The sequence below is a fragment of the Halomicrobium sp. HArcel3 genome (genome assembly GCF_058933135.1).
Map to the genome: position 1 here is coordinate 968,479 of NZ_JBZYDN010000001.1, position 12,556 is coordinate 981,034.

15 protein-coding genes are annotated in these 12,556 nt (G+C 66.5%); 4 read left to right on the plus strand and 11 right to left on the minus strand.

Features of this window, described 5'->3' with window-relative positions; genetic code table 11:
- The first annotated feature begins 41 nt into the window (after positions 1–41).
- Both AC5FRV_RS04940 and AC5FRV_RS04945 read left to right on the plus strand, forming a co-directional pair.
- On the plus strand, positions 42–185 hold the full coding sequence (locus AC5FRV_RS04940; protein WP_493559981.1) for a hypothetical protein: 144 nt from the start codon (positions 42–44) through the stop codon (positions 183–185).
- Positions 186–358: 173 nt separating this feature from the next.
- On the plus strand, positions 359–805 hold the full coding sequence (locus AC5FRV_RS04945) for a DUF5796 family protein (RefSeq protein ID WP_493559982.1): 447 nt from the start codon (positions 359–361) through the stop codon (positions 803–805).
- A 340-nt stretch (positions 806–1,145) separates the two neighbouring features.
- Here AC5FRV_RS04945 and AC5FRV_RS04950 read toward each other — a convergent pair whose 3' ends face one another.
- The gene (locus AC5FRV_RS04950; RefSeq protein ID WP_493559983.1) at positions 1,146–1,280 is read right to left on the minus strand and encodes a DUF7128 family protein; all 135 of its coding nucleotides are present in this window, start codon (positions 1,278–1,280) and stop codon (positions 1,146–1,148) included.
- A gap of 142 nt (positions 1,281–1,422) precedes the next feature.
- On the opposite strand from AC5FRV_RS04950, the gene AC5FRV_RS04955 reads away from it, so the two are divergent.
- Positions 1,423–3,543 (plus strand): AAA family ATPase, encoded by a 2,121-nt coding sequence (locus tag AC5FRV_RS04955; protein WP_493559984.1) that lies wholly within the window; start codon positions 1,423–1,425, stop codon positions 3,541–3,543.
- A 78-nt stretch (positions 3,544–3,621) separates the two neighbouring features.
- Entirely contained in the window at positions 3,622–5,154 is a 1,533-nt protein-coding gene (locus tag AC5FRV_RS04960; protein WP_493559985.1) for an aldehyde dehydrogenase family protein, read from the plus strand.
- Between the two features lie 261 nt (positions 5,155–5,415).
- Here AC5FRV_RS04960 and AC5FRV_RS04965 read toward each other — a convergent pair whose 3' ends face one another.
- From AC5FRV_RS04965 to AC5FRV_RS05010, 10 genes are all read right to left on the minus strand, one after another.
- Positions 5,416–6,222 (minus strand): carbon-nitrogen family hydrolase, encoded by an 807-nt coding sequence (locus AC5FRV_RS04965; protein ID WP_493559986.1) that lies wholly within the window; start codon positions 6,220–6,222, stop codon positions 5,416–5,418.
- Positions 6,219–6,647, minus strand: a complete 429-nt coding sequence (locus AC5FRV_RS04970) for an SRPBCC family protein (RefSeq protein WP_493559987.1) — start codon at positions 6,645–6,647, stop codon at positions 6,219–6,221. The genes AC5FRV_RS04965 and AC5FRV_RS04970 overlap by 4 nt, the downstream gene beginning before the upstream one ends.
- A gap of 39 nt (positions 6,648–6,686) precedes the next feature.
- Complete coding sequence (locus tag AC5FRV_RS04975) at positions 6,687–6,911, minus strand: DUF7123 family protein (RefSeq protein WP_089817520.1); 225 nt, start codon at positions 6,909–6,911, stop codon at positions 6,687–6,689.
- A gap of 55 nt (positions 6,912–6,966) precedes the next feature.
- Entirely contained in the window at positions 6,967–7,194 is a 228-nt protein-coding gene (locus AC5FRV_RS04980; protein WP_493559988.1) for a DUF7525 family protein, read from the minus strand.
- A 93-nt stretch (positions 7,195–7,287) separates the two neighbouring features.
- Positions 7,288–8,322, minus strand: coding sequence for a PhoU domain-containing protein (locus AC5FRV_RS04985; protein WP_493559989.1), 1,035 nt, complete (start codon positions 8,320–8,322; stop codon positions 7,288–7,290).
- A gap of 117 nt (positions 8,323–8,439) precedes the next feature.
- Positions 8,440–9,516: an ATP-NAD kinase family protein gene (locus AC5FRV_RS04990; protein ID WP_493559990.1), complete on the minus strand. Its 1,077-nt coding sequence runs from the start codon at positions 9,514–9,516 to the stop codon at positions 8,440–8,442.
- Positions 9,517–9,720: 204 nt separating this feature from the next.
- Complete coding sequence (locus AC5FRV_RS04995; RefSeq protein WP_493559991.1) at positions 9,721–10,413, minus strand: competence/damage-inducible protein A; 693 nt, start codon at positions 10,411–10,413, stop codon at positions 9,721–9,723.
- A gap of 32 nt (positions 10,414–10,445) precedes the next feature.
- On the minus strand, positions 10,446–11,219 hold the full coding sequence (locus AC5FRV_RS05000; RefSeq protein ID WP_493559992.1) for a DUF5803 family protein: 774 nt from the start codon (positions 11,217–11,219) through the stop codon (positions 10,446–10,448).
- The gene (locus AC5FRV_RS05005) at positions 11,216–11,887 is read right to left on the minus strand and encodes a DUF2110 family protein (protein WP_493559993.1); all 672 of its coding nucleotides are present in this window, start codon (positions 11,885–11,887) and stop codon (positions 11,216–11,218) included. Before AC5FRV_RS05005 ends, AC5FRV_RS05000 begins: the two co-directional genes overlap by 4 nt.
- Positions 11,887–12,429, minus strand: a complete 543-nt coding sequence (locus AC5FRV_RS05010; protein ID WP_089817527.1) for a transcription factor — start codon at positions 12,427–12,429, stop codon at positions 11,887–11,889. Before AC5FRV_RS05010 ends, AC5FRV_RS05005 begins: the two co-directional genes overlap by 1 nt.
- Positions 12,430–12,556 lie beyond the last annotated feature (127 nt).

The following is a 12,556-nucleotide window of genomic DNA, read 5'->3' on the forward strand; positions in this document are numbered from 1 at the left end:
ACAACAGATGTTTATACTTTTAGTCTAAAAGTCTTTTCGTCATGCGCCCCAACATCGACATTTCACACACACTCGGTGGCCGAGTCAAAGACTACGCAGAAGCGAACGATCTGGACCTCTCGGAAGCCTATGCAGACGTGTTAGAAGCAGGGCTGGAAGCGTTGGAGACTCAGGACCAGCAGTAACGTGGCGGTACTGTAACCGAGTATACGCGATTCAAGCCCGTAGTAAACGACGGGACTCTCTCGCTGTTGAAAGGTAGGACGGCGCACGAGTGAACGCGAGCGCGCCGTTGAAATAGCGAGCAGTTGGTCGCACGAACGCGGCGCTTTTGACGGTCCACGCGCAACCGGAAGCCATGAGCGCTCGCAACGACGTCGCCCCGGACACGCTCGGCGTCGAACTCACCGAGGACGGCATCGCCGTCGAGTACAACGATGGCCGGACCGTCTTCTACCACGGCGTCCCGAGGAAAGCCGAAGAGACGGTCAGGACGGCGCCGGCCAAGGACGCTCACGTGCTCGTCACCGACGCCTCTGAGACCCAGGGCATCCTCGTCTACGTGAACGACCTGAACACCCACGACGACATCCTCGACGACACCGGCGTCGGGCGGATCATGCTCGACGACGAGGAGGACGAACTGTTCCCCGGCGTGGTCGTGCGCGACCACCAGATGCGCGTCGAAGTCGAGGCGGACCTGGACCAGGTGGACGGACGCGTGTTCGTGTTCGAAGAAGACGAAATGGGAGAGCGGAGTTACGAAATCGTTCCGTCCGAGTCCGATTCCAACGCGAGCGAGTGACGCGAGCGAGCGGTTTTTTGGTCCAGATTTTTGCCCGAGTGGTTCGCGAGCAGCGCGAGCGAACCCGAAGGGGAAAAAGGTGGTCGCGGGAGGAGGAGATGGGAGAGCGGAGTTACGAAATCGTTCCGTCCGAATCCGATTCCAACGCGAGCGAGTGACGCGAGCGAGCGGTTTTTTGGTCCAGATTTTTGCCCGAGTGGTTCGCGAGCAGCGCGAGCGAACCCGAAGGGGAAAAAGGTGGTCGCGAGAGGACGAGATGGGAGAGCGGAGTTACGAAATCGTTCCGTCCGAGTCCGATTCCAACGCGAGCGAGTGACGCGAGCGAGCGGGTGACGCCGGTCTACTGGATGTAAGATGGGTCCTCCGAATCGCAGTTCTCCTCGTGTTGTCGCGCGTCGTCCTGATCGTCGAACATCAGGCCGCAGTACTCGCACTTGAACCACGTCATATCGTCCCGCTCCGTTTGGACGACCATGTGAATCTCATGGCTGGCCAACAGTAAAGGTATTACTCCAGTAACGGGCGAGTTTGGCGGCCTTTCGTCGGCGCGGGTATTCGCTCGGACCCGGAGAATCGCAACGCGAACGCTCAAGGCGCTCGGATCCCAACGCGACGACATGAGCGGTCAGAACGCGGCCGGACTCGAACTCTCCGTCGAGGGGGCCAACAAGCGCGACGCCGGACGGGGCATCGCGCGCCTCCCGGAATCCGCCCGGAGTCGACTCGGCGTCCTCAGCGGCGACCCCGTCATCGTCGAGGGCGACCGGCGGACCGTCGTCAAGGTGTGGCCGGCCGACGAGGACGGCCAGTTCGTTCGCGTCGACGCGGACACGCGGGCCAACGCCGGCGTCAACATCGGCGACGTCGTCACCGTCCACAACGCCACGGTCGACGACGCGACGAGCGTCACGGTCCAGCCGGCCCAGCCACTCCCCGGAAACGAAGCCTACGAACACACCGTGAGGGATCGGCTGGTCGACCGGATGGTCCAGGCCGACGAGCGGGTCCACGTCGAGGGACTGGGCACGTTCCTCGTCCGCACGACGACGCCGGACGGCTCGGTCCGGGTCGCCGACGACACCCGACTCACCGTGCTCCCCTACGGCGGCGACGAGAGCGCCTCGCGTACCGCCGAACCGAGCGAGCCGACCGGCGAGAGCCCCTCGCCCGAGGACGCCGACATCGACGTCTCCTACGAAGACATCGGCGGCCTCGACGAGGAACTGGACCTCATCCGCGAGATGATAGAGGTGCCCCTCTCCGAGCCAGAACGTTTCCGCCGCCTCGGAATCGACCCGCCGTCGGGCGTCCTGCTCCACGGCCCGCCCGGCACGGGGAAGACGCTCATCGCCCGCGCCGTCGCCAACGAGGTCGACGCCTACTTCGACACCATCTCCGGCCCCGAAATCGTCTCGAAGTACAAGGGCGAGTCCGAGGAGCGACTGCGCGAGGCGTTCGAGCAGGCCGAGGCCAACGCCCCGGCGATCCTCTTCATCGACGAGATCGACTCCATCGCGGGCGCGCGCGACGAGGACTCCGACATGGAGAACCGCGTCGTCGCCCAGCTGTTGACGCTGATGGACGGGCTCGAAGACCGGGGCCGCGTCGTCGTCATCGGCGCGACGAACCGCGTCGACACCATCGACGAGGCGCTCCGCCGCGGCGGCCGGTTCGACCGTGAAATCGAAATCGGCGTCCCCGACGAGGGCGGCCGCCGAGAGATCCTGGACGTCCACACGCGCGAGATGCCCATGACCGACGACGTCGACCTGGACCGCGTCGCCGGTCGGACCCACGGCTTCGTCGGCGCCGACCTCCAGTCGCTGACGACGGAGGCCGCGATGAACGCCCTCCGTCGCGAGAAGGAGGACCCGGACGTCTCGCGCGAGGACTACGACGCGGCGCTCGCCGCCGTGGACCCCTCCGCGATGCGCGAGTACGTCGCCGAGTCCCCCACCGTCACCTTCGACGACGTCGGCGGCCTGGAGGAAGCGAAGGACACCCTCACCGAGGCCGTTCAGTGGCCGCTCGTCTACGGCCCGCTGTTCGACGCCGCGAAGACCGATCCACCCACCGGCGTCCTGCTGTACGGCCCGCCGGGCACCGGGAAGACGTTACTTGCCCGCGCCGTCGCCGGCGAGAGCGGCGTCAACTTCGTTCACGTCAACGGCCCCGAACTGCTGGACCGTTACGTCGGGGAATCGGAGAAGGCCGTCCGCGAGGTGTTCGACCGTGCGCGCCAGACGGCCCCGAGCATCGTCTTCCTCGACGAAATCGACGCCGTCGCCGGCCAGCGCGGCGAGACCCACGAGGTGACCGAGCGCGTCGTCTCCCAGTTGCTGACCGAACTCGACGGCGTCACCGACAACCCGAACCTCGTCGTCCTCGCCGCGACGAACCGCCGGGACGGCCTCGACGACGCGCTCCTCCGGCCCGGACGGCTAGAACAGCACGTCGAAGTCCCGAACCCCGACGAGGCCGCTCGCCGCAAGATTCTGGAGGTCCACACCGAGGGGAAGCCACTGGGCGACGACGTCGACCTCGACCGACTGGCTGCGGTCACGGAGGGTAGATCCGGCGCCGACCTCGAGGCGCTGGTCCGCGCCGCGTCGATGCGCGCCATCCGCGAGGTCGCAGACAGCGCCAGCCCAGACGAGGCGAACGAGCGAGCCGAGGACGTCGTCATCGAGGGGAGCCACTTCGACGACGCGATGGACGGACTCGACTGGTCCGGGTAATCCGGCCGACTGGCCGAACAGACGCCGTCTGCGAATCTCGACCCACCTTTTTGTCCGTCCGCGACCAACTTCCGGGACATGAGCGGACAGCAAGACGACGCCTCAGGGCACTACGTCGACGGCGAGTGGATCGACGGCGACGGCGACGAGACGTTCGAGAGCGTCAATCCAGCCACGGGGGAGCCGCTGCGATCCTTCCGGCGCGGGACCGAATCCGACGCCGAGCGAGCGGTCGACGCCGCGGCCGACGCCTTCGAGGAGTGGCGCGAGCTGTCGTACGTCGACCGCGCGGAGTACCTCTGGGACATCTACCACGAACTCCGCGACCGTCACCAGGAACTCGGTGAGATCGTGACGAAGGAGTGCGGGAAGGAGATCAGCGAGGGGAAGGCCGACGTCACCGAGGCCTGGCACATGGTGGAGTGGGCCGCCGGTAACGCCCGTCACCCCCACGGTGACGTCGTCCCGTCCGAAATCGCGAGCAAAGACGCCTACATGCGGCGCAAGCCCCGCGGCGTCGTCGGCTGCATCACGCCGTGGAACTTCCCCGTCGCCATCCCGTTCTGGCACATGGCCGTCTCGCTCGTGGAAGGCAACACCGTCGTCTGGAAGCCCGCCGAACAGACGCCCTGGTGCGGCCAGGTCGTCGCGGAGATGTTCGAGGACGCCGGGATTCCCGACGGCGTCTTCAACGTGGTCCAGGGGTTCGGCGACGCCGGCAACGCCATCGTCGAGGCCGACGACGTGGACACTGTCCTCTTTACGGGCTCCGCCGAGGTCGGCCAGCAAATCGCCTCGAAGGTCGGCGGCGAACCCGGCAAGCTGGCGGCCTGCGAGATGGGCGGGAAGAACGCCATCGTCGTCACCGGGGAGGCCGACCTCGACGTCGCCGTCCACTCGGCGATACTGTCGAGTTTCAAGACGACGGGCCAGCGCTGCGTCTCCTCGGAGCGGCTGATCGTCCACACCGACGTGTACGACGAGTTCAAGGAGCGCTTCGTCGACCTCGCGGCAGACGTCGCGGTCGGCGACCCGCTCGACGCGGACACGTTTATGGGCCCGGTCATCGAGGAGAGTATGGTCGAGAAGTTCGGCAAGTACAACGACCTGGCCCGGACGGAGGGCGGCGAGGTGCTCGTGGACCGGGCAGACCTCGACCCAGAAGAGATTCCCGACGGTCACGAGGACGGCCACTGGGCCGGCCCGTTCGTCTACGAGATCGAGTACGACACTGACCTGCGCTGTCTGAAAGAAGAGGTGTTCGGCCCCCACGTCGCGCTCGTCGAGTACGAGGGCGACGTCGACCGCGCCATCGAAATCCAGAACGACACGCCGTACGGCCTTGCGGGCGCCATCATCTCCGAGGACTACCGCCAGATCAACCGGTACCGCGACCGCGCGGAACTCGGACTCGCGTACGGGAACCTCCCCTGTATCGGCGCCGAGGTCCAGCTTCCCTTCGGCGGCGTCAAGAAGTCGGGGAACGGCTACCCCAGCGCGCGCGAGGTCATCGAGGCGGTCACCGAGCGGACGGCGTGGACGCTCAACAACTCGACGGAGATACAGATGGCCCAGGGGCTGTCAGCGGACATCAAGACGGAATCGGAGTAGCAGCGACTCGAAAGCGGGTACGGTGCGACGTGAAGGCGATAGCGCGGAACTGGACCCGGACGCGCGGGAGGGCCACACTGCCCAGGTGCGGACCGGTCCCGGAGCGTTCAGGCCCAGCGAGTTGCGAGGGAGGCTGTCCGGACAGCCTTTCGGACGCGCGTCGCCGTGGCCGAGCAGCGAGACGGGATTGCGCCGGCAGCAACGTGAAAAGCGCCGTGCCGGCATTGGAGTATGATACGTCTTCCGTGATAAAGCTCCGGGTTACCGCCGGTCGGCGAGCGCCGGGAACTCGTCCCGAATCTCTTCGACGCGGTCCGGGTCGAGGTCGGCGACGACGAGGGTCTCTTCGTCGTTCGCGCTCGCCAGCGTCGTTCCCCACGGATCGTAGACGGCCGACCGACCGAGCAACGTCGCCTCGTCGAAGCTCCCGACGCCGTTGACGGCACCGAGGTAGAGCTGATTCTCGACGGCGCGCGTCCGGGTGAACAGCTCCCAGTGTTCCACGCGCGGGTACGGCCAGGCGCTCGGGACGAGCGCGAGGGTCACACCGGCGTCGACCAGATCCCGGTACAGTTCGGGGAATCGCAGGTCGTAACACGTCGTGACGCCGACAGTGAACCCGCCGAGGTCGGCAGTCTCGATGGATTCGCCGGGGACCAGCAGGTCCTGTTCGGCGGAGCCGTACCCGAACAGGTGACGTTTTCGATACGTTGTCCGGTGCGTCCCGTCACCGTCGAAGAGGACGGCGGTGTTGGCGTACCCCTCGTCGGCCGGCGTCTCGAATCCCGCCGCCGCACTCGCGGCCAGGTCCTCGACGATACTTCCCGCGAGGACGGCGACGTCGTGTTCGACGGCGGTCTGGCGTATCCGCGAGAGCGTCTCGCCGTCGAGGGGTTCGGCGCGGCGCGCGTACGCGTCGAAGGCGAAGTAGCCCACGTTGAAGATTTCCGGGAGGGCGACCAGGTCCGCCCCCTGCTCGGCCGCGTCCGCGATGGCCGACAGCGCGCGCTCGGTGTTCGCTTCGACGGCGGCGCTCCCGATACGAAACTGTGCGAGCGCGAGTTTCACGGCCCGTCCTCCAGGTCGGTACGGAGGGCGTCCTCCAGGTTGGACAGTTCCCTGTCGAGGTTCCGCTCGAAGAACCGCTCGACGCCCGGCAACCGGCCGTCGACGACGAAGGTGTTCGTGAGTCGCGTCCCGCCGTCGACCGCCTCGAGTCGGTGTTCGCCGCTGACGCGCATGACGCTCGACTTGCCGGTGAACTTCACGTACTCGTTCTGGCGGCGCTCGACGTCTTTCGTCTCGACGGTGATGGTCCTGTCGACGATGGGAATCGGCAACGCGACCTGCCAGGTCGCCGAGCCGTCGTCGTGGACTGTCCAGTCCTCGACGACGCTGAGCGGTGCGGCGCGCCTGTCCGGATCCGCGATGAACTCCCACACTCGCTCCGGGGAGGCGTCCACGACGAGCTCGCGCTGGACCCGGATCGTCATACGTCAACGGTGGGGGCGCTCCCCGAAAAAACCGCCGAACTAACTGGGCGTGACTCGCCACGTCGTCGAGCGCGCACGACCCCACTTCTCGATGTCGACCTCCTCTGCCTCCTCCGCCAGGCGGGGGAGGCGAGCGCCGACTTGCTTGGACGAGAGGCCGAGCTGCTCAGCGATGTTCTTCGCGCGGAAGTAACTCTCCCCACGCGCGACGCTATCCCGGAGGTAATCGAGAATGCGGCGGTCTTCCTCGCTGAACTGACCCATACCTCTGCAGAGGGGGTTGAGACCCTTAACGGTTCCTTTCGTTCACGATAGGATATCAGTTATCGTAGACGTGTATGGCGGATACGGCGAGGCCACCGGCCAGCAACGCGACACCGAACGCGATGGCGGCGGTTATCTGGGTCGTTCCCGCCGCTTCGCCAGCGGCGTGAGCGATAGCGTAGTTGTAACCGAGTACGGTCGTCGCGATGGCCGCGCCGAGGGCGACCAGCGAAAAGAGGAGTCCGAGACCGACGCCGAAGTCGGACTGCGTCGTCGTAGCCATACTCGGGGATTCCCCGAGCGCCCACTTAGTTCATTCGTCAGCGGATGGCTGCCCCGGTCGCGAGCGGGTATCGAAATCGGGCGAGCTATCGCCTCACTGGATGGTCGTGTGCTCGGACTGCTCGTTGAGCGCCAGGTTCGTGGCGATCTCGGAGTTCCGGACGGCGAACCCCGCGGTCTGCTGGAGGCTGACGAGCACCTCGCGGACCTCCAGCAGGCTCTCGTTCGACATTTCCGGCAGGTCGCGGAGGATCTCGTGTTCCCGGTCGCCGATCTCAGCGAACAGCTCCTTCACCTCGATGGCCAGGTCGTAGTCGCGCTCGACGGCGGCCTGGACCGCCAGTTCGGTGAGTTCGTCGACCTGGTCCGTAAACTCGCGGATCCGGCGCATCGTCGAGGAGTCGATCGACAGGGAGTGGTCGTCGGCCTCCAGGGCGATTTCGGCGATGTCCTCGGCATTGTCGGCGGTGAGTTCGAGGTTCTTGGCGATCGAGCGGTAGCCGATCAGGGGGAACCCGTCCTCCAGGCCGACGGCCCGCGCCAGGTTCGGGTTCTGGTAGGCGGTGAAGATGAGGCGCAACAGGAGGACGAATATCTTGTTGGCCTGACGCTCCCGGTTGAGTGCACGCTGGGCGAGGTCGGGGTTACTGTTGGCCAGCGCCTTGATCGCCTCGTTCCGCATGGTGCTCCCGGTCGATTCCAGCCGCTGGAGGAGGTTGTCGAGGGTGAAGTCCTCGGGGTCGACGGAACACCGGATCGCGATCCGTTCGGGCGTCTCCTCGATGACGCCGAGGCCCATCAACTGGGTCTCCGCGTTGTAGACGGCGTTGATGTGGGCCGAATCGAGCGTCTCGCCCTCGGCGGCCTCGACGTGGATGATCCGACGGCCGAGGACGTACTGGGCGACGATGGCCCGTTCGACGGAGCTGGCGTCGAGGTTCTCGGCGTAGATGATCGCCTCGGACTCTTCGGACTGGACCGATTCCGGCAGCACGGTCAGCGTTCCCTTGCCACCCATTCTGAGCGACACCTCGTCACCCTTCTCGACGTTGTGTGCGCTCGCCCACTCCGCGGGGAGCGTCATCGCGAGGGTCGAGGGACCCAGGCGCTGGACTTTCCGGGTTTCCATACGTCCTTAGTCGGGGGCAGAATACCTTAGTCTTATGCATACGCCCATATATCGTCCAGGCACGATAAGGATGAAATCAAGAGGTGGTGGTTTCCGGGCCTCCTTCCGCGCGAGCGATCAGACGACCTCGACGAGTCGACGCTCGAACGCCCCGACGCGGACCCGGAGCCAGCCGCGCAGTTCCTCGTCGAGGGCTGGGTCACCCGTGTCGACCCGCAACGTACCGATCGTGTCGAGTTTGCTGCGAGACGCGACGACCTCGACGTCACACTGTCGGAGGACGGCAGGTGAGAGCTGCTGGTTCCCCCGGCCGAAGACGAATCCCTGACCGCCGATGGGCGAGACGACGACGACGTTCTCCTCGCCGAGCGCGTCGAGTATCTCCCGCTCGCCGCCGTCGCGGACGACCACCTCGCCGTCGCGCCAGACGTCCACGCCGAGCGGGGATCCGTCGAACCCCAGCGCTTCCTTGATCGCCCCGACGGTGCTCCCCGGACCCAGCACGTAGGTCACGCCGTCGCGGACGTCCTCTGTGAATCCCGATGCGAGCGTCTCGACGGTCCCGCCGCCGAGTTGCTTCGAGGACTGGCGTTGCTCGGCGACCGGGACGGTCGCGACCGCCCGGAGTTCAGTGTGGACCTCGCCCTCGCGGTACTGGTCCTCGTCGACGTCGTTGACCTCGGCGCGTTCGGTCTCCGAGAACGTCGCGGCGACGTGACCCGCGGCGCGCGGCGAGACGGCAAACACGGAGGAGTAGATCTTCACGCCCGCGGGGACGCCGAACATCGGAACCTGACTGCCCTCGTCTTCCAGCGTCTCGGCCACGTCGGCCGCCGTCCCGTCGCCGCCGACGAACAGGACGAGGTCGACGCCGTCGGCGACGAAGGCCCACACGGCCGATCGGGTGTCTGCAGCCGTGGTCTCCGCAGGATCTTTCGGACGCCCGGCGACGAGCGGTTCGAACCCCGCCTCGCGGGCTACGTCCGCTCCCATCGGACCGCCGAAGGTGACCAGTTCCACGCCCTCGTCGCCGGCGTACTCCCGGAGGGCGTCGAGTGCTTCACGCGCCCGTCCGGGTGCGCGGGGCTCCGCGCCTCGTTCTCGCGCCGCTTCGACCTTTCCGTCGGTTCCCTTCAGGCCGACGCGGCCGCCCATGCCGGCGATGGGGTTGACCACGAGGCCGATCCGTCGCATGGGACGTGGTTGGCGCGGCCCCGGCAAAAGCGACCCGGAGCCGATCGCCGAAATCGACGGTATGAAGCCACCGGGGGTGAAATCCCCCACCATGTTCGTTCCACTCCAGGAGACCGTCAACGCGGGCGTCGTCAACGCTGCGGGCTGGGCCGTCGGCCTCGGTGGGATCGCCCTGACCGCGCTGTGGCTCCGCGACCTGTACAGCTAATCGCCGGCGAGTTCGACCCGTTCTCGCATCCAGGCGGCGGCCTCGGCCACCAGGTCGGGGTCGGTGCCGGTGAACCGAATCCGGACGTTCTCTCCGGGGTAGCTCCCCACTTTCACCGGGAACTCCTCCTGGACAGACGCCAGCCTGTCCAGCAGTGCGCTCTCGGGTTCCGGCGTCTCGACCACCTCGACGTGCCGGGACCCGACCGCGAACTCGTCGGCGACCTCCGCGAACATCCGCTGCATCTCGTCGGGCACGCCCGGTAACACGTAACAGCTCATGACGACACAGCCGGGGGCGACGCCCTCGTGGTTCGGCAGGACCCTGGCACCTTCTGGGACGTGGCCCGTTCGCTCTGTCAGGTCGTCCCGCGAGTACCCGCCGTGTTCTTCCAGCCAGTCGAGAGCGTCCTGACTCTCGACGACGTCGCGACCGAACGCCGCCGCCACCCCCTCGATGGTGCGGTCGTCGTGGGTCGGACCGAGTCCGCCGGTCACGACGACGGCGTCGTACTCGGCGTGGTACTCGTTGACGACCCGGGCGATGTCGGCAGTCCGGTCGGGGACGACGGTCGTCCGCTCGACGGCGACGCCACGGTCGCTGAGTTCCCGACCCAGCCAGGCGGCGTTCGTGTTGACGGTGTCCCCAGTGAGAAGTTCGTCACCGACAGAGACCAGCGCGACGCGCATAGGAGCGATAACGGTGCCGTGAATAAAAGCCTCTAGCGCATCCCCGGCGGCGGCCCCCGGTCGCGCGGGTCGTCCTCGCCGTCGACGTCGATGGCCGACTCCTCCCGGCGCCGTTTCAGTTGCAGTATCTGGCGGTAGTAGTACAGCGCGCCGCCGCTCCCGACGAGGATCGCCACGACGGCGACGCCGGTGAACAGCAGGAGGTCACGCTGGAGGTACCACCGCACGCGGAGTGACTGACTCGTCACGTCGTCCCAGGTGACGACCATGTAGCCCTCGTCGTTCACGTTGGTCTCGTAGTTCCCCGGACTGACCTGCGAGAGCAGCGGCACGCCGACCCGGGCGTTCTCCGGGAGTCTGACGGCGGTTGACCCCTCCACGAACACGGGCGTCGTGAACTGCTTGCCGTGGCGCTCCGAGGTGAACGCGACCTGTCCGGTGCTGTCGTTCGGTAGCCCCAGTATCGTCCGTTCGCGGGTCTGTTCGACCGAGAGCGCGGAGTCGTTCGAATCGATTATCGTCCCGTTCTCGTAGCGATACCGCAGGGCGGATATCTGGAGGTTGTTCTCGGTGCCGAGTTCGTCGCGTTCGTACAGTTCCAGGGTCGACGTGTTGGAGGCGTCGTATACCGCCTCGTACGACGACCGGTTGACGACGATGGAGACGTTTCTATCGGTGTCCCACTCGTAGGTGGCGTTCTCGTTGAGCGCGGCCTGATCGGGTTCCCCTGGACCGAACACGCTGGAACAGCCGGCGAGTGCGACGAGCACGGCGAGCAGTCCGAACAGCGCCAGCCGTCGCCTCATGGAACGACGCAGAGCAGTTCGGCGGGGAGGTACTCCCCGATACTCGCCAGCAGTCCCGGCGGGTCGGTGTTCTCACCGCAGACGATACTCTGTTCGAGCAGGCCGATGCGCTCGACCGTGACGATGTCCTGGGCGTGGCCGGCGCGGTTCACCGTCGCCCGGACTTCGGCCCGCGTCGCGCTGTTGACGTTGACCCGGCCGTCGCCGCGCGTCCACTCGTACAGGCGGTCGACCTCGTCGTCGGCGAGTCGAGCAGGGTCTTCGTTCACGAACCGGAGCGGCATGTGCTGGACCAGGCCGAATCGCTTGCGGACCTGCTCGGGACTCCCGCGGCCCAGCTCCAGGTTCTCGGCGGAGATTCTGACGGCGTTGCCGAACCCGGCGTCGAGGACGAAGCCGTCGTCGTCCCAGCGCTGGAGGGTGCCGGTGTACGTCTCGCCCTCGGCCATGTCGGGGACGACCTCGCCGAACTCCTCGCGGAGGACGTTACGGGCCGCCGTCGCGTCGGGACCGTCGACGGTCACCGACGGGAAGTCGTCGTCGCGGACGCCGACGTCGAAACTGACGTCGAGGTCGCCGATTTCGTTGCCGACGAGCGAGGTGAGCGAGTCGAGCGCGCGCTCTCGCGCGTCGCCTTCGATGTACAGCTTTGTTGCGAGTACGACCATCAGGCCTCAGCTTCCGTTTCCGTTTCCGCGTCGACGTTGAGTTCGTCGCGCAGTCGCTCGATGCGGCCGTCCATCGCGTCGACCAGTCTCGTGTTCTCCATCGTCTCGACCTGGTTGCCACATTCGGGGCACTCGAAGCCGAACTCCATCGCCTCGGCGAACTCGAAGCGGATGCCGCAGGTCTCACAGAGGTAGAACTCGTTGTCGCGCTCGTATGCACGGCGCTCCTCGAGAGCTTCGAGGAGGCGGTACATCTCCGATTCGAGCGCCTCCGGGATGTTCTCGTAGTGGAACGTCCAGAGGTAAGTGAGCCACCCCGAGTCCTCGTCGCGCAGGCGACGGTACGTCGCGAGATCGTTCTCGTAGAGAATGAACAGCGCGCGACGGACGTCGTTGAGTTCGAGGCCCAGCTCCTCGGCCAGTTCCTCGTCGGTCACTTCGCCGTCCGGCGGCGCGGCGGCGACCGGCATCCCCTTCGGTCCGACCAGTTCGTGGAGGTATTTCTGTATGACGGGATCCTCCAGAAGGTCCTCAAAAGCCATTAGTAACAGTTGCGACCGTCGTGCGGTTAAGTTTTTAGCTTTGGCCGTCGTTTCGGTCCGGGAGCGCCGCGCCGTCTCGGCCCGAGAGCCACCCGGAGTTTTACGGACGCGAGCGACGGACTAGCGC

Bases quoted from the DNA above. Each gene is read 5' to 3' on its own strand.
- AC5FRV_RS04955 (WP_493559984.1), top strand. From the start codon at position 1,423: ATGAGCGGTCAGAACGCGGCCGGACTCGAACTCTCCGTCGAGGGGGCC.
- AC5FRV_RS04970 (WP_493559987.1), bottom strand. From the start codon at position 6,647: ATGACGATCCGGGTCCAGCGCGAGCTCGTCGTGGACGCCTCCCCGGAG.
- AC5FRV_RS04990 (WP_493559990.1), bottom strand. From the start codon at position 9,516: ATGCGACGGATCGGCCTCGTGGTCAACCCCATCGCCGGCATGGGCGGC.
- AC5FRV_RS04950 (WP_493559983.1), bottom strand. From the start codon at position 1,280: ATGGTCGTCCAAACGGAGCGGGACGATATGACGTGGTTCAAGTGCGAG.
- AC5FRV_RS05010 (WP_089817527.1), bottom strand. From the start codon at position 12,429: ATGGCTTTTGAGGACCTTCTGGAGGATCCCGTCATACAGAAATACCTC.
- AC5FRV_RS04980 (WP_493559988.1), bottom strand. From the start codon at position 7,194: ATGGCTACGACGACGCAGTCCGACTTCGGCGTCGGTCTCGGACTCCTC.
- AC5FRV_RS04985 (WP_493559989.1), bottom strand. From the start codon at position 8,322: ATGGAAACCCGGAAAGTCCAGCGCCTGGGTCCCTCGACCCTCGCGATG.
- AC5FRV_RS04945 (WP_493559982.1), top strand. From the start codon at position 359: ATGAGCGCTCGCAACGACGTCGCCCCGGACACGCTCGGCGTCGAACTC.
- AC5FRV_RS04975 (WP_089817520.1), bottom strand. From the start codon at position 6,911: ATGGGTCAGTTCAGCGAGGAAGACCGCCGCATTCTCGATTACCTCCGG.
- AC5FRV_RS04960 (WP_493559985.1), top strand. From the start codon at position 3,622: ATGAGCGGACAGCAAGACGACGCCTCAGGGCACTACGTCGACGGCGAG.
- AC5FRV_RS05005 (WP_493559993.1), bottom strand. From the start codon at position 11,887: ATGGTCGTACTCGCAACAAAGCTGTACATCGAAGGCGACGCGCGAGAG.
- AC5FRV_RS04995 (WP_493559991.1), bottom strand. From the start codon at position 10,413: ATGCGCGTCGCGCTGGTCTCTGTCGGTGACGAACTTCTCACTGGGGAC.
- AC5FRV_RS05000 (WP_493559992.1), bottom strand. From the start codon at position 11,219: ATGAGGCGACGGCTGGCGCTGTTCGGACTGCTCGCCGTGCTCGTCGCA.
- AC5FRV_RS04940 (WP_493559981.1), top strand. From the start codon at position 42: ATGCGCCCCAACATCGACATTTCACACACACTCGGTGGCCGAGTCAAA.